General features: G+C 65.4%; 13 protein-coding genes. 6 read left to right on the top strand and 7 right to left on the bottom strand.

Annotated features, from left to right (window positions below):
* Positions 1 to 33 precede the first annotated feature (33 nt).
* A complete protein-coding gene (locus ASF32_RS05125) occupies positions 34 to 903 on the top strand; it encodes a GH25 family lysozyme (RefSeq protein WP_056424302.1) in 870 nt (289 codons plus the stop codon).
* A 42-nt stretch (positions 904 to 945) separates the two neighbouring features.
* Here the strand turns inward: ASF32_RS05125 and ASF32_RS05130 are convergent, their stop codons facing one another.
* From ASF32_RS05130 to ASF32_RS05140, 3 genes are all read right to left on the bottom strand, one after another.
* Positions 946 to 1,626, bottom strand: coding sequence for a hemolysin III family protein (locus tag ASF32_RS05130; RefSeq protein ID WP_056424305.1), 681 nt, complete (start codon positions 1,624 to 1,626; stop codon positions 946 to 948).
* Positions 1,627 to 1,762: 136 nt separating this feature from the next.
* Entirely contained in the window at positions 1,763 to 1,951 is a 189-nt protein-coding gene (locus ASF32_RS05135; protein WP_056424310.1) for a hypothetical protein, read from the bottom strand.
* A gap of 336 nt (positions 1,952 to 2,287) precedes the next feature.
* Positions 2,288 to 3,415 carry a COX15/CtaA family protein gene (locus ASF32_RS05140; RefSeq protein ID WP_056424313.1) on the bottom strand — a complete coding sequence of 376 codons (1,128 nt, stop codon included), beginning with the start codon at positions 3,413 to 3,415 and terminating at the stop codon, positions 2,288 to 2,290.
* Positions 3,416 to 3,675: 260 nt separating this feature from the next.
* On the opposite strand from ASF32_RS05140, the gene ASF32_RS05145 reads away from it, so the two are divergent.
* Both ASF32_RS05145 and ASF32_RS05150 read left to right on the top strand, forming a co-directional pair.
* Complete coding sequence (locus ASF32_RS05145) at positions 3,676 to 3,894, top strand: DUF2842 domain-containing protein (protein WP_056424315.1); 219 nt, start codon at positions 3,676 to 3,678, stop codon at positions 3,892 to 3,894.
* A gap of 207 nt (positions 3,895 to 4,101) precedes the next feature.
* Entirely contained in the window at positions 4,102 to 4,521 is a 420-nt protein-coding gene (locus ASF32_RS05150) for a hypothetical protein (RefSeq protein ID WP_056424318.1), read from the top strand.
* A 45-nt stretch (positions 4,522 to 4,566) separates the two neighbouring features.
* Here ASF32_RS05150 and ASF32_RS05155 read toward each other — a convergent pair whose 3' ends face one another.
* Positions 4,567 to 5,631 carry a polysaccharide deacetylase family protein gene (locus ASF32_RS05155; RefSeq protein ID WP_056424537.1) on the bottom strand — a complete coding sequence of 355 codons (1,065 nt, stop codon included), beginning with the start codon at positions 5,629 to 5,631 and terminating at the stop codon, positions 4,567 to 4,569.
* Positions 5,632 to 5,787: 156 nt separating this feature from the next.
* Here ASF32_RS05155 and ASF32_RS05160 point away from each other — a divergent pair, with 156 nt between their 5' ends.
* A complete protein-coding gene (locus tag ASF32_RS05160) occupies positions 5,788 to 7,053 on the top strand; it encodes a GNAT family N-acetyltransferase (protein WP_056424322.1) in 1,266 nt (421 codons plus the stop codon).
* A gap of 95 nt (positions 7,054 to 7,148) precedes the next feature.
* On the opposite strand, the gene ASF32_RS05165 is transcribed toward ASF32_RS05160, so the two are convergent.
* On the bottom strand, positions 7,149 to 9,416 hold the full coding sequence (locus ASF32_RS05165) for a GumC family protein (RefSeq protein WP_056424325.1): 2,268 nt from the start codon (positions 9,414 to 9,416) through the stop codon (positions 7,149 to 7,151).
* Positions 9,417 to 9,598: 182 nt separating this feature from the next.
* Here ASF32_RS05165 and ASF32_RS05170 point away from each other — a divergent pair, with 182 nt between their 5' ends.
* The gene (locus ASF32_RS05170) at positions 9,599 to 10,171 is read left to right on the top strand and encodes a polysaccharide biosynthesis/export family protein (RefSeq protein WP_056424329.1); all 573 of its coding nucleotides are present in this window, start codon (positions 9,599 to 9,601) and stop codon (positions 10,169 to 10,171) included.
* An 80-nt stretch (positions 10,172 to 10,251) separates the two neighbouring features.
* Here the strand turns inward: ASF32_RS05170 and ASF32_RS05175 are convergent, their stop codons facing one another.
* Together ASF32_RS05175 and ASF32_RS05180 are read right to left on the bottom strand one after the other, a co-directional pair.
* Positions 10,252 to 11,019 carry a calcium-binding protein gene (locus ASF32_RS05175; protein ID WP_056424332.1) on the bottom strand — a complete coding sequence of 256 codons (768 nt, stop codon included), beginning with the start codon at positions 11,017 to 11,019 and terminating at the stop codon, positions 10,252 to 10,254.
* A 505-nt stretch (positions 11,020 to 11,524) separates the two neighbouring features.
* Entirely contained in the window at positions 11,525 to 13,858 is a 2,334-nt protein-coding gene (locus tag ASF32_RS05180; protein ID WP_082490372.1) for a hypothetical protein, read from the bottom strand.
* 482 nt (positions 13,859 to 14,340) lie between these two features.
* Here ASF32_RS05180 and ASF32_RS05185 point away from each other — a divergent pair, with 482 nt between their 5' ends.
* On the top strand, positions 14,341 to 15,573 hold the full coding sequence (locus tag ASF32_RS05185; protein ID WP_056424540.1) for a glycosyltransferase family 4 protein: 1,233 nt from the start codon (positions 14,341 to 14,343) through the stop codon (positions 15,571 to 15,573).
* Positions 15,574 to 15,591: the final 18 nt, after the last annotated feature.

Genomic DNA, 15,591 nt, shown 5'->3' on the forward strand with positions numbered 1-15,591 from the left:
GTGTAGCGCGTGAGAACGGTGGACCGGGCATCAATGTCGCTTGAGAACGGGATCGCCCCGACAGACTTGGCCGTGATGCCACGCAACGCCGCGATGCGCTGGGCCAAACGCTCGCTGACCGCCGCACTGCTCGCGACGCTCGCGGCCTGCGCCGGCAACCAGAGCGATTTCTATCCCACAAAGGGTGACGTGAAGCCCCATCCGGGGGTCGCGCGTGCCAAGCAGCACCCGATCCAGGGCATCGACATCTCGAAATGGCAGGGGCCGATCGACTGGGCCTCGGTGCGCGGAGCCGGCACGCAGTTCGCCTTCATCAAGGCGACGGAGGGCGGCGACCACGTGGACGAACGCTTCCGCGCCAATTGGGAGGGAGCCGCCAAGGCCGGCGTGCCGCGCGGAGCCTACCATTTCGTGTTCTGGTGCCGCTCGGCCCAGGATCAGGTGGAGTGGTTCAAGAAGAACGTCCCCAACGATCCCACCGCCCTGCCCCCCGTCCTCGACGTGGAATGGAACGGCCATTCGCAGCTCTGCCCGAAGAAGCTGCCGAAGGCCCAGGCGCTGGCGATGATGCGCTACATGCTCGACGAGATGGAGCGCTACACCGGCAAGCGGCCGATCATCTATACCGACATCACCTTCCATAAGGACGTGCTCGAGGACGAGTTGCTCGACTATCCGCACTGGGTTCGCTCCACGGCGGCCGAGCCCGAGCAGCGCTTCGCCAAGCGGAAGTGGATGCTGTGGCAGTTCACCTCCACGGGCCGGGTTCCCGGCGTGCGCGGTGACGTGGACCGGAACGCGTTCTACGGCACCACCGCGGAATGGGCCTCCTTCCTGGCTACGGATTGCGATCCGCGCGAACACAACCGACTCTCCGGGCAGGGTCTCTGCAACGGGAAGTAGGCGAAGAACCGGGAAGTCGGGGGACGTGCCACTGAGCGCCGCCTAGGGAGCGGCGCTCATCACGCTGGTGAGGACGGTGCCGTAATGGCAGGCCGTGGCGGCGAGGACGAAGGCGTGCCAGATCGCGTTCTGGTACGGCAGGCTGCGCCAGACGTGGAAGATGACGCCGGCCGAGTAGAGCACGCCGCCGATCGCCAGAAGCCAGAGCGCCTCGGGGTTCAGTGCGCCGATCACCGATTCGTAGGTGGCGACGCCGCTCCATCCGAGGAGCAGGTAGAGGCCGATGGCGGCCCGGTCGAAACGGCCGGGCATGAGAAGCTTCAGGGCGATGCCGATTCCCGCCAGCACCCAGATGAAGGCGAGCAGCATCCAGGCCGTCGATCCGCGCCCGACCAGGGCGACGAGAGGCGTGTAGGTGCCCGCGATCATCAGGTAGATGAGGGCGTGATCGGCTCGGCGCAGGATCCACTTGCGGCGCCCTACGGGCCACATGTTGTAGGTGGCCGACACACCGAGCATCGACACCAGGGCGGCGGCATAGACCGCGACGGCCGCTCGCTCGGTCCAATCCAGCGGAGCCATCGCCGCCAGAATGACGATGGCGATCGAGCCCGCCACACCGAACGCGATGCCGGCGATATGCACGGCGGCATCTGCCATCAGCTCCCGGCGGGTGTAGTTCCAGGTCAGTCCGATGGGTCTACCGTCCTCAGCCAGGAACATCGCTGACTCCGAACTTTCCTAACCTAAGCTTAAGCGCCGAAGGGCCGGACTCGTTCCCTGTTCGAACTGCGTAGGCGGCGAGCATCGTGAACCGCCGCCTACCTGATTCCCGCATATTTTCCCACTGGGAGGATTCCTAGAAGGAGAAGGTCGTGAAGCGGCTCGCGAGGACGACGGCCCAGGCCGCTCCGAGAAGTCCCGTGAGGCCGACGACGACCTTCCGGGTCCGCGCGTGGCGCGTCCCCTCCACGTCGGCACCTTCGCGTACCGTCTGGTCGCGCTCAACGAGTACCTGCTCTTCCGACACGAGGCGTTGGTCGTGCATGCTGGACGGCCTTTCGGTTGTGGCGTGACGCTGCCGGGCCCCGCTCTCACGGCGCCATCGACACATCGGCTAACGGCACAACCCCAAGCTTAGTTTCGCTGCAACGCAACAAAAAATGGCCGAGGGGGACGCTCGCCGATGGTGGCTGGCAGGGTGCAAGCATCCGGCCAATCCGCCTTTTCCTATCCTGCATCGCGGTGAAACGGTCTGTGCGATGCAGCAGCCTTCGCTCTGCAAACGTCCGGAAACAGGGTCGGGTCAGGTCCCCATCGTTCGCGAGTGAGAGGCCGGCGCGCCGAGCCGTCCGGCCTCCGCTACGACGCGTTCCGCGAGGGCCTAAGCGCCTCGGCCCGTCATGCCCTCGAAGCCGAAGGCGGTGGTCGCGCCGGCGGGAGATGCCAGGGTGCGCCGGGTTGCGCCGCGGCTCAGCCGTGCATGCACCGTCGCCATCATCAGGACCGCCATGGCGAAGACCTGATGGGCGAGGCCCGCCCAGAGCGGCACCGCCAGCAGGAGAGTGACGATGCCCAGTCCCGCCTGTGCCGCGGTCAGGCCCGCGATGCCGATGGCGCGGCGGGCCGTGCCACTCCCGGGAAGCCGCCTGCTTGCATCGACGGCATGGAACAGCGCTGCCGCCAGAAGGAGATAGGCCATCAGGCGGTGGTTGAACTGAACCAGGGTGACGTTGTCGACGAAGTTCTCGATCCACGGGCTGACGGCGAACAGTTCGGAGGCATTCGGCACCAGAACGCCGTCCATGTCGGGCCAGGTATTGTGCACGAGCCCGGCCTTCGACCCGGCGACGAGACCGCCGAGGCCGATCTGGACCAGGACGAGGACCGGCAGCAGGGCTGCAATGATCCTCAGGCGACCCGGTGCCGGCTCCGACGGGCCGGACCGCAACCCGGCCGCCAGCCAGACGAGGCCGGCCAGGATCAGGCTCGCGGTGGTCAGGTGCAGGGCGAGCTTCAGGGGCGCCACCGCCGTCATCCCCGGCTGGAGACCGGAGGCGACCATGATCCAGCCGATGGCGCCCTGAAGACCGCCGAGGGCGCCAAGGGCGAGGAGCCCGTATCCGAGGCGCCGGTCGACGAGGCCGCGCCACCAGAACACCAGGAGGGGGAGGAAGAAGGCGAGCCCGAGGATGCGCCCGAGCAGGCGGTGGCCCCATTCCCAGGCATAGATGACCTTGAAGTCCGACAACCCCATGCCCTGGTTGAGGATACGGTATTGCGGCGTGTCCTTGTACTTGTCGAACTCGGCCGCCCAGGCCTGTTCGGAGACCGGGGGGACCACGCCCGTCACCGGCCGCCATTCGGTGATCGACAAGCCCGATCCGGTCAGGCGGGTGGCGCCGCCGACGGCGACCATGGCCACGACGAGGATCGCCAGGGTGTAGAGCCAAACGCGGACCGGGTTCGTGGAACGGACCGGTGCGGTCGAGGTGGTTTCGCGTGTAGGCATCGCGGTAGGGGCTCGCGTGGTGTCGGGATCGGCGCGGGTATCCCGTGCCTGCGCCCCTGCGTTACGCATGCGCGGCCACGGGGGCAACGGCGCCGAGGGCCGCAGAGGGCTTGGGCCGCAGAAGGCTTGGATGCGGCGCGAGCGGCAATTGCCTTGCCGGGGCGGTCGGCCTAACCCCGGCGGACCGATTGCACGACAGTCGATGGACGTCACCGCCGGACTTCCCTGCCGGGGAGAAGGCCCATGCCAGGAGAGCGCCCATGCGCCGCCGCACCCGCACGCTGCTCGGCACGATCGGCATGCTCACCTTCGTGGCGCTCTATGCGCCCCTCGCCATGGCGCTGGCCGACAGCCGCATCTCGCAGACGCCTCCGGCCGTGCAGGCCATCCTCTACGCCTTCCTCGGCATCGCCTGGATCTTCCCCCTGATGCCGCTGATCCGCTGGATGGAGCGAAAGGATGTCGATGGCGGGCGCTGAACCCTAAGCAGGTTTAGCAAAAGTGGTCACCGGTTTTGCGTCCTTAAAAATGTGACACTTCAATGACTTAAGCGAGGTGAAGCGTTGGCTTGCCAACGCGAGCCCGCTGAGGATTTCCCCCGACGCCGGGATTTCGCCGCACTCGACAGCCACAGGCTTGGGCAAGCTTCGACGTTTCGTCAGATCCAGGCCAAGATCCTCCGCCCCATGAACCGATTCCTCGCGTCTTTCCTGCTCGTAGGCTTCGGCTGCGCCGCTCTTCCGGCTCTCGGCACGCCAGCCTCGGCACAGAATGCGCCCCGCTCGATGGCGGAATGCGAGCGCCTCAAGAACGACCTCGCCTACAATCAGTGCCTCGCGATGTTCGGGCCGGCCGCCAAGAATGTCGGCGGCGGGGGCGGGGGCAGCGACGGTGGATCGGCCTCCTCGTCCGTCGCGACGGCGCTCGCCGCCGTCCCGCCGGTCAGCACCGAATCGCTCCCCATGGCCGACGAGCCGGCACAGGAGACCCGAAAGGGCCAGCGCGGCAGGCGCGGACGCTACACCCGCCAGGGCCGCCAGAGCGCCAGCTTCACCATCGGGGGAAGCGAGAGCCGCTCGTCCTATCGCCGCCGCCGCCGGCATTGACCGGTACCGCGCGGGACTGACCCGACCGGGCTCAGTCGATCGGTCTTACTCGACATTGAGCCGCCGCCCGCGATTCCAGGCGATGAACGGGACACCCGACAGCAGCGCGGAGAGCGCCGCCCTCGACTGATGCAACCCGTTCACCGAGACCCTCGGCAGGGCGTGGAGATGGTCGGCATGGCCGGGGAAGAGATGGCCGGGGCGGGTCGTCACGGCCATGTCGAAACCGGTCTCGCGGGCGATTGCGAATTCCCGCATCCCGGCCGAGGTCGGATCGCCGACCGGATAGGACAGATGCCTGACCGGACGGCCGATCTCCCGCTCGATCCGTCCCCTGCCCTCCCCGATCTCCCGGCGGACCCGTGCCTCGCCGTGCTTCGCCAGCATCGGATGGGTGATGGTATGGGCCCCGATGGTCAGAAGCGGATCGGATGCGAGGCCGCGCAGCTCCTCCCATGACAGGCAGAGCTCCTCCGCCATACGCCCGACCCCGATGCCGGCCTCGTCGCAGAGAACGGCGATGGTGGCGAGCAGGCGCTCCTCCGATCCTGCGCGCAGGCGGCGGTAGAGCGCGGCGAAGGCCGCCATCTTCTCCTCCGCCGTGGCGGCGGGCAGATCGAGGGCTGGCGCCTCGTCGGCAGGAACCCGCACCCGGTCGAGACGGCCGATCGCCCGTTCGAGTTCGATCCACCACAGGCGCCCCCTCCCCTCGGCGAAGTCACTCGTGACGAAGAGCGTCCAGGGAACGCGATGCCGTCTCAGGAGGGGAACGGCGTACCGGGCGTTGTCGCGATAGCCGTCGTCGAAGGTCAGGACGACGAAGGGCCTGTCCCCGGCGGGCCGGACGAGCTTCTCGGCCACGGAATCGAGGCCGATCACGTCGAACCCCTGCGAGACCAGCGTGCCCAGCACCGCGTCGAGGAAATCCGGCGTGATCGAGAGCAGGCCGTTGGGGGCGTAAGTCCCCTTGGGGGCCGGATCGACATGATGGAAGGTGAGGATCAGACCGCGCCCTTGCGCGACGCGCTTCAGCCAACGGTCGGCCCCGGAAGCCACGATGGCGCGAAACCCCGCATCGAACAGGCGGTGACGAAACTCGGCCGAGGGCATGGACGTCACCGGAGCGGAGGCGTGGCGGGGATGACTTTTCGATCCTGAACCCGCAAGGTTTCGTTACCCACATCGCACAATGATGGCTTGCCGTTTCCCATCGTCACCAGCGCTTAAGAAGCCGGAGCGCTAGGTGCCGATGATGGGGAGGCGGTGATGAGGGTCCTTGTTCACGATCTCACCGGAGTCGGCATGATGCAGGAGCGCGTCCGCGGGCGGCTTGTTCCGGAGGTGTTTCGCGATCTGGCGAGCGTCGAGGCTCTGTGGCGGAGCGTCGAGAGCGATCCCGCCGCGCTGTCGACTCCCTATCAGCGATTCGACTGGGTCTCGGCCTTCGTCTCGGCGAAGCTCGGCTGCACCCCGGAGGAACAGGACGCCTCCCTACGGGTCATCGTGCTGCGCGATCCCGGCGGACGGCCCCGCGTGATCCTGCCGCTCCAGGTCGCGCGCGAACGCGGGGTCCGCGTGGCGCGGGTGATCGGCTGCAAGCACGCGAACTATCACATGCCGATGTTCGCCTCCCGCGAGGCCGCGTCCATGCGCGCCGAGGATCTCGTCGAGCTCCTGCGCCGGGTCGGGCGCGAGGCCGGTATCGACGTCTATCTCCTCGGGCATCAGCCGCGCTTCTGGGACGGCGCGGCCAATCCCTTGAGCCTCCACGCCGCGCCGGCCGTCAGCGACGCCTATGGCCTGATCCTCGGCCCCGACGCGGAGACCACCGCCAAGCGCGTCTTCAGCGCCGACGCGCGCAAGAAGATGCGCTCGAAGGAGAAGAAGCTGATCGAGGCCTTCGGCCCGGTGGAGTACCGCGTAGCCTCGAACGCCGAGGAGGTGAGGACGTACCTCTCCGCCTTTTTCGCCCAGAAGGCTTCGCGCTTCGCCGCCATGAACATCGCCGACCCCTATGCCGACGAGGGGATACGCCGCTTCATCGCCACCGGCGCCTGCCGACAGGACGATCCGAACGAGGTTCGGGGCGCGGCGATCGAGGTCGCCGCCCTGGTGGCGTGCAACACCGGGCAGGTCTTCGCGACCTTCGCCGGTGCGGTGAGCGAGACGCGCTACAGCGGCATGATGACCTCCTTCGACCAGACACCCACGGTGGGGCGGTCGAGTCCCGGTGACATCCTGCTGCACCACCTCATCCGCGATCAGACCGAACGGGGCCGCCGCAGCTTCGATCTCGGAGTCGGGGAGGCTCGCTACAAGGCCAATATCTGCGACGAGACGATCCAGCTCGGTGAAGTGACCATCGCCGTCACCCTGCGCGGCCATCTCTTCGCCATTCCAGCCATGGCCGCCACCCGGCTCAAGCGCCGGATCAAGCGCAGCCAGCGCCTGGCGCGTCTGGCGAAGGCGGTTCGGAAGGCGCTCCACCGCCCGGCTCGCCACGGCAGCGCCGCCGGCGAGGCGAATCCTTAAGGGCATCGCCCGGGAACCCGGACGCGGCATCGGCGCTGGTCATCCGGGCCGAACCTGCGACCGCGCGGCAGCAGCCCATCCGCAAGATGTCGGTCTTACGCCGCCGAAAGCCTGAGGCCGCTTCCCGGCTTCCCCCCGGCGGCACCCTCGCTCTCGGTCTGCTCACCGGCGACGAGGATCGTGCCGGCCCCCGCCCGTTCGGCCAGGCCGTGGAGCGAGACGAGTTCGGGATCTTCAGGGGACTTGTCGGACGCGATGACGATGGCGTTCATCCGGCCCGCCATGGCCTCCAGCAGGTCTTGGGCCTCCTGCGACAGGGCCTCGCCGAGGCGATAGACGACCCAGTCGTAGCTCTGGGCCAGGGCGTCCAGGGCGATGGCCAGCGCTTCCGGCTCGTCCGTGAGAATGTTGCAATCGACGAAACCGCGCGGGATGGCGTGGAGCCTGCGCACCGAGGCCACCGATCGGATCACGTCGAGGAAGGCAGCCTCACCCGCAACGAGGTCGGTGAGGCCGGCATCGTCCGACGGTGAGGCCGGGCCGTTGACGTCCACGATCAGAACGCGCCCGCCCGCCGCCAGGGCCTCCGCCAGGATCGCGGCGAGTTGCCGGTCGGCGGCCGTGTCGGTCTCCGCGACCAGGATGCTTCCGCCGTTGCGGCCGATCCGCTCGCGCAGGAGATGGATGAGGGCCTGGAGATCGTAGCTGGAGACGGGCGACCGGCCCGCCTCTCCGGCTGTTTCCTCACGCACCGGAATCGGCGCCAGTTCCGCGGCGGATGCGGGAACGGTGGTCATGGGCACGGCAACGCGGGCGGTCAGCGGCGCTTCGTAGAGGGAGGCGGCGGGACCGCTCCGCGACAGGGCCACGGAGGCTTCCGGGAAGGTGAAGGGAGTGGGCTCGGTGGCCCGATCGTCCGGTCCGGTCCGGCGGCGGGTGTCGCCGGGATCGCGGAGAAGATGACGCGCCGCCACCCCGCCGCTGGACAGCAGCATCGCCATCACGAGGGCGAGGGCCACGATGGGCAGCTTCTTCGGGAAGGACGGGACCTGTGGCACCACGGCGCGGGAGACCACGCGGGCATCGGCGGGGGCCGCGCTTTCGGCATCGCGGGCCGAGGCCTCGCGATAGCGCGAGAGATAGGATTCGAGCTGGTCGCGCTGCGCCTTCGCCTCGCGCTCGAGGGCGCGAAGCTGGACCTCGCTGGAATTGCCCTTGGAGACGACCTCGCGCTGCGCGTCGACGGCGGCGTTCAGGCTGTCGACCCGGGCTTCGGCGATGCGGGCGTCGTTCTCCATCGTCCGCACCACCCGGTCGGCGGTGGCCTTGATCTGTGCGTCGAGGTCGCCGATCTGCGCCGTCAGCTCCTTGATGCGGGGATGAGCCGGCATCAGCGTCCGCGATTCGAGGGCGAGCTGCCCGCGCAGGGTGATGCGCTGCTCCACCGTGCGCCGGATGACCTCGTTGTTGGCCACGTCCGGGATTTCGAAGGCGCGTCCGTCCTTGATCATTTCGCGGATGAGCTTGGCCCGGCTCGTGAGGTCGGCCTTGACCGTGCGGGCCTGGGACAGCTGGGTCGACAATTCGCTGAGCTGCTGGGTGCCCAGGGGTTGGCTGGTGGTGCCACCGCCGCCGCTGATCAGGCCATTGCGGGCTCGGAAGGTCTCGACCTTCGCCTCGGCCTCGGAGACGCGGGTGCGCAGGGTGTCGATGTTGCCGCCGAGCCAGGTCGAGGCGTAGCGGGCGGTGTCCACCTTCGCCGATTCCAGGGAAGCGATGTAGAGTTCTGCGATGGTGTTGGCGGCCTTGGCCGCGAGTTCCGGATCGCGCGAGCGGAACTCGACCGTCAGGATGCGGGACTTGCCGGCCGGGTAGACCAGGAGCCGGTCGAAATAGGTCTCGAGCACCCGGTCCTCGGGCGCCCGCTCCATCGGGTTCTTGGTGAGTCCGATCATCATCAGGACGCGCTGGACCGGACCGATGCCGTCGACCTCGGGATCGAATTCGGCATTGCCCACGAGCTTCAGGCGGCGGATCGCCTCCCGGGCGATATCGCGGGACATCACCACCTGGACCTGGCTCGCCACCGCCTGTTCGTCGATGGCCAGGGGTTGTTCGCCGCGTTCCTGGGCGGTGCGGGCGAAGCTCGCGTCGCGGCTCTCCAGCAGGATCTTGGCCTCGCCGGTGTAGCGGGGCGGAACGACCTGCACGAAAACGATGGCCCCGATCCCCGCCGCCACGGTGGGAAGGACGATCCAGCGCCAGGACCGCGCCAGGACTCCGAACAGCTGGGACAGGCCGAGCCCCTCGTCACGCTGGGGGATCGGCTCGATCGTGGAAACGGGCTGCTGCGAGCGAGGCATGAGAGGATCTTTACGCAAAGCAGGACGCCGCATCGGGCGCCTCCCGGAAGACTAGAACTCGTTAAGATTGATCGTCGGTTAAGATCGGCCACAACGCATCGCATTCCCTCCGCGATATCAGTTTTTGTTAACCATATGATCCTACAAATAGAGGCAGAAACTTGCTCTTAGCGGCTTGGATGATGAACCGGCGCTCCCTTCTCCTCGCTCTCACCTCCACTCTGGCACTGGGCGGATGCCTGCGTCCCGACTTCCGGACCGCGCAGCTCGACGCCACCGCCACCGGATCGATCGGCGGGCGCTATACGCTCGCCACCGGCGACCGGCTGCGCGTCATCGTCTTCGGCCAGGACAACCTGTCCAACATCTATGCGATCGACGGATCCGGCGGCATCGCCATGCCGCTCATCGGTCTCGTGAAGGTGGGAGGGCAATCGACGGCCCAGGCCGCACGGACCATTGAGGCCAAGCTCGCGGCGGGCTTCGTGCGCGAGCCGCATGTCACCGTGGAGGTGGATGCCTATCGTCCGTTCTACATCCTCGGCGAGGTCACGACCTCGGGGCAATATCCCTACGTCAACGGCATGGCCGTCGAGACGGCGGTGGCGATCGCGGCGGGCTTCGGACCGCGGGCGGCCCGCGACTACGCCGTCCTCACCCGCGAGGGGCCGAACGGCCTCGTCTCGGGCATCGTCCCGATGACCTATCTGGTGAGGCCCGGCGACACGATCGTCATCAAGGAGCGCTTCTTCTGAGGACGTCTCGTCTTCGATACGTCGTCGATCGACGAAGGCCCTGATCCATCGGATCCGGGCCTTCGTCGTTTCTTGCCCGGTCAGACGATGTCGAGATAATTCATGCTCGCAGCGCTGGCGGCATTGTTAATCACGACCACCGTGTCGAACATGTGGTCGGCGTTCTGGTCGGAAAGCAGGTAACCCGTCTTCGACGAGGCGTTGTAGAGGAACAGGTGCGTCATGTCGTCGTTCTTCAGGACGCCGTCATAGCGCGCATACGCCATCTCGGCGGAGGTAGCCGCGGTCCTGGTCTCGAAATAGTTGTCTCGCGTGCCGGCATATTTGAGGTCGATGCTGTCGTAGGTCGAATTCCAGTCCAGGATCGTATCCGAGCGTGAGATCGCGCCCGGGGTTTTGTCCAGTGTGAAGACGAACGTGTCGAGTCCCTTGCCACCGCCGCCGGACAGGAGGTCCTTGTCGGCGCCGCCATTCAGGATATCGGATCCTCCCCCACCCAGAAGATAGTCCGTTCCCTTGCCGCTGGTGAGAACGTCATCGCCATCCTGCCCCAGGAGCGTGTCGTTGCCGGAGCCGGCATCCAGCTTGTCATTGCCGTTCCCGCCTTCAAGCCGGTCGTTTCCATAACGCCCCATAAGCTTGTCGTTGCCGTTGCCGCCATAGAGTTTATCGTTGCCGACATAGTCGCTGTCGGAGCCGTTTCCGCCGTCGAGGCTGTCGTCTCCCCCGCCCCCATAAAGCCTGTCGTTGCCGTCATACCCGATCAGGGAGTCGTTCCCGTTCGAGCCTGTGATCAAATCTTTTCCACCAAAGATCAGCTCTCGGTTTTCTTCGACGGAATTGAGCAATATATCAGAAAAAAATCGACACTCAGGCCTGTGATTTTATAGCCCCCGCTGACATATTCGTCATAATATTCGCAATCACCCCGTTTCTTCATCATAATATTCTTTATAGTCAATAAAAGAGGCCGTATACTCTATTTGCGCGATCAATCCTTTAGCGATAAAACCGCCATCGTCGTAAGTAAAGTTTGAACCATAGCGCTCGATTAAATCACCCTCTTCGAATTACTCATATCCGATGCTCAGATAATTATCTTCATAGTAAAGATATTCCTAAAAATAATACTCGCCTGTAACGTAGATACCCTCCATATTAAGGGTACCGTATGCGTTGAGCTCTGCCATGTGGGGTTCTCTCTGTCATGGGCTCATCGATCAATGGGCGAAGGCGGGGCCGATCCCGATTGCCGATTGTGGGGGCAATGATCGAGAAGACAGGACGACCCCGCCAAACGAGGAACGGGGGCACCGGATCGATGCCCCCGTTCTTCCGTGTCGCGTTCGGCGCTTACAGGATGAAGTCACCCGCATCGATGGCGGGCCGTCCGGCAATTCTGATCTCGAACTCGGCGGAGGCGTCCTTGTCGACGCTGCCTTCGATCACCGTATAGATGCCGTCACGGGACAAGCGGACCTGACCTGCACCGGTGAACCGCGCACCCTCGATATAGGTGAATGTCTCATTCGTCGTCGTCGAGGAAGCTACGGCGTCAATGATCGACAGATCGATCAGGTCACCGTCTGCAACGCGGAAATCGAGGATGGTATCGCTGGAAAAACCGCTGGAGGTCGCGCGATCGAAGACGAAGCTATCCGCACCTCCGCCACCTAAGAGGGTGTCCTCGCCGAGATTGCCGAACAGCCTGTCGGCGCCGTCGCCACCGCGCAGGATGTCGCTGCCGCCACCGCCATAGAGCGTGTCGTCGCCGGCACCGCCGTAGAGCAGATCGCTTCCGCCATCCGCCTCGGTGACGGCCTTGGTCGTGGCGCCTCCGTAAAGGATGTCACTCCCCTCTTCGCCGAACAGGCGATCGCCACCCTCTCCTCCCTTGAGGGTATCGTTGCCGCCGCCGCCGAAGAGATCATCCGTGCTCGTCTTGCCCGTGACGCTGTTGTTCGCGGTCGATGCACTGAACACGAACGAGCTCACATCGAGTTCGTCGGGGGAAGCTCCGGCGATCACGAGGCGTTGGGCATATCCGTTGCTCGTAATCTCGATGACAGCATTGCCGACCTCGTCGATGCTGAGGATCTCATCGAGCGCCTCGATCGACCCGATGCCGAAGGCCGACAGGTCAATCCGGTCGCCATGGGCCGTATTGGTCTCGCTATCGAAGCTCGGCGCCTCGAAGTCGAAGATCGTGTCCGTCTCCGATGCCGTCAGCTTCCGCATGACGAAGGTGTCATCGCCGGCGCCGCCATAGAGGGAGTCGTCGCCGTTCTGGCCGAAGAGCTTGTCGGCGCCGTCGCCGCCACGCAGGACGTCGTTGCCCCCGCCCCCATAGAGCGAGTCGTCGCCTGTGCCGCCGATGAGGATGTCGTCGCCGTCATAGAGTGACTTGTCCGCGACTGTCGTCCCGACGCCGCCCTGCAGGATGTCGTTGCCATCCTCACCATAGAGCCGGTCGTTGGCGTCGCCACCGGTCAGCGTATCGTTGCCGAGGGCACCGAACAGGTCGTCGTCATAATCCGATCCAGTGATGCGCTCGCTCTGGACCACAAGATCGAAGACGAAGTTGCTTGCCCCGAGTGTAGACCGATCGACGTTGGCCAGGATCAGGTCGGTGGAGATGCCGTCGCCTTCGATGGACAGCACGGTGTCGCCATCGGAATTGACGCTGAGAAGATCGTTGACCGTCGCCATCGACGAGATGTTGAACGCACGTAGGTCGATCTTGTCGCTCGCCACGTCGAAATCCCGGACGATATCGGTCTCGCCGTATTCGTGTGGCGCATAGACGACGGTATCAGAACCGGAACCGGTAACGAGCTTGTCGTCGTCGCTGCCGCCATCGAGGACGTCGTCACCGGAACCGCCGTTCAGACGATCGTAACCACCATTCCCGAAGAGCCGGTCATTCCCGACGCCACCGACCAGAAGATCGGCGGAATACGCTTCCGTGGCCTCGTCGGCATCGCCGATCAGCGTGTCGTTGCCGGCCTCGCCGAACAAGCGGTCGCTGCCCTCCAGGCCCGTCAGCGTGTCGTTGCCGAGCCCGCCGAACAGATCGTCGCTCGATGAGGTTCCGTCCAGGACATCGTCGGCCGCGACGTTTGACAGCACGAAGTTCGAGGCGCTGAGCCGGAAGGGAGCGACTCCGAGGAACGTCGTCTGCTCCACGTAGGAACCGAATGTGTACGAATGCGTCGCATCGCCACTACCGGTGGATGTCAGCAGGTGCCGAATCGTATCGAACGACGAGATATTCAGCGACGACACATCGATACGGTCGAATGCCCGCGAGAAATCGAGCACCGTGTCGTAATTGGAGTAATAAGGCTCCCCATCCGCAAAACGCTCGATGACGACGACGTCATTTCCGTCACCAGTCAAGAGGGTGTCGCCACCGTCGCCGCCGGTGAGCCTGTCATTGCCCGTTCCACCGACAAGCAGGTCGTCGCCTACGCCCCCGAATAGCTTGTCATCGCCGGCTCCTCCATCGAGATAGTCGTCACCGTCATCATCATCCTCCGGAGCAACGATGACAGATGTTCCTCCGTAGATGGTGTCATTGCCACCATTCCCATAGATTTCGTCCCCATAGCCGAAACCTTTTATGACATCTGCCGATGAAGAACCATTCAACAGATCAGAATATTGAGTTCCGTTTATCGAAGCCATAGGGTTGACCGATCCAATTAATACAGAATTAAAACATCAATATAACCATATCCGCTGCTAAACTAAATACGAATCGGATATATTGCTTGTCAAAATGACTATGGAGCGGACCGAATATTGGCAACCCCCATTTGAGGTAGGAAGCCGCAATAAATGGAGAACTCAGTATTTCTCGCGAGGTGTCCGGCGGTCGAGGTGAAGCCAAGCAGCGGGCGGGGTGGGCCAACCGGCCTGCGGCAAGACGGCACGTATCGGGTGTTCCTATCGCCCCGGCGGGCTTCTCCACACCTGGGCCGGCGCAGGGCTTCGGCGACGGTGCGTTAGGGGCTGCCTAACCGAACGGGAGGTTTCAGGGCGTTCGCCGGCCCGAATCGAGGCCAAGGCGGATGGCCCTTAACGATCGCACCATCTCTGGGGACCAGTGTCCGTCGACATCGTACCGCCATTCGGCTGGAATGGTCGTCGCGTGGAGCTTGTCCGTCGTGAGTGCGTCCGCCTCCGTTCTGTCCGTCGGCCCCGCCAGCAGCGCGGGCGAGGCCGTCCATCGCATCCTGCACGTGTTCCGTGCGCCGGTGGGAGGGCTGTTCCGCCACGTCTGCGACCTGATCAGGATCCAGTCCGCCGCCGGGCACGAGATCGGGCTCGTCTGCGATGCGTCCACCGGCGGCGAGCGAGCGGTCCAGGCTCTGGACGAGCTCCTGCCCCATCTCGCGCTCGGCATCGTCCGGGTTCCCATGCGGCGCAACCCGCATCTTTCGGACATCGTGGTGGTCCGGGCGGTTGCGAGGCGGGCCGCGGAGATCCGCGCCACGATCCTGCACGGACATGGCGCCAAGGGTGGCGCCTATGCGCGCATCGCCCGCCTGCCAGCGGGCGTAGCCTCGCCGATCAGGGCCTATACCCCCCATGGCGGCAGCTACAATTACAAGCCCGGCACGCTGCGCCACCGCCTGTATATGGGGGTCGAGCGCCTGCTCGCGACGCGGACCGACGTGTTCCTGTTCGAGAGCGAATATGTCGCCGGTCGGCATGGCCGCTTCGTGGGGAGCAGACCCCATACCGTGCGGATCGTCCATAACGGCATCGACGAGGTGGAGTTCGCACCGGTCCTGCACCGGGCGGACGCCTACGACCTCCTCTATATCGGCGAGTTGCGCGAGGCGAAGGGCATCCCGGTCCTGCTCGACACCCTGGTGGCGCTCCGCGCCGAGGGGCGCCCCACCCGCCTGCTGATGGTCGGTTCCGGCCCGGATGAAGACCAGCTCGTGGAGCGGGCCCGGAAGCTCGGCCTATCGGGCGCGGTGGCGTTCGAGCCGCCCCAGCCGATCCGGATCGCCCTGGCGAAGGGACGGATCATGGTAGTCCCGTCGCTCGCCGAATCCCTGCCATACGTGGTGCTGGAAGCCGCCGCCGCGCAGCAGCCCCTCGTCTCCACCAATGTCGGCGGCATCCCGGAAATCTTCGGAACGGCGGCAACGGATCTCGTCAGCCCCGGAGATCCCGTTGCCCTCAAGAACGCCATTGTCCGCCTGCTCGACGAAGACACCGCCGAGGGCGCCGCCCGAGCCCGAGCTCTCAGTGACTCGGTGCGGGCACGCTTCTCCATGCGGCGGATGGGGGCGGATGTCCTGTCGGGCTACGCCGCCGCCCTGCTGCGGCGAGATAAATCGATGCACGAAGCATCGCCGCCTGCGATGAAGGAACCGCCACAGTGACGCTGACTTGCTCTTCGC

The organism is Methylobacterium sp. Leaf91, assembly GCF_001422815.1.
In the GTDB taxonomy this organism is placed as follows: domain Bacteria; phylum Pseudomonadota; class Alphaproteobacteria; order Rhizobiales; family Beijerinckiaceae; genus Methylobacterium.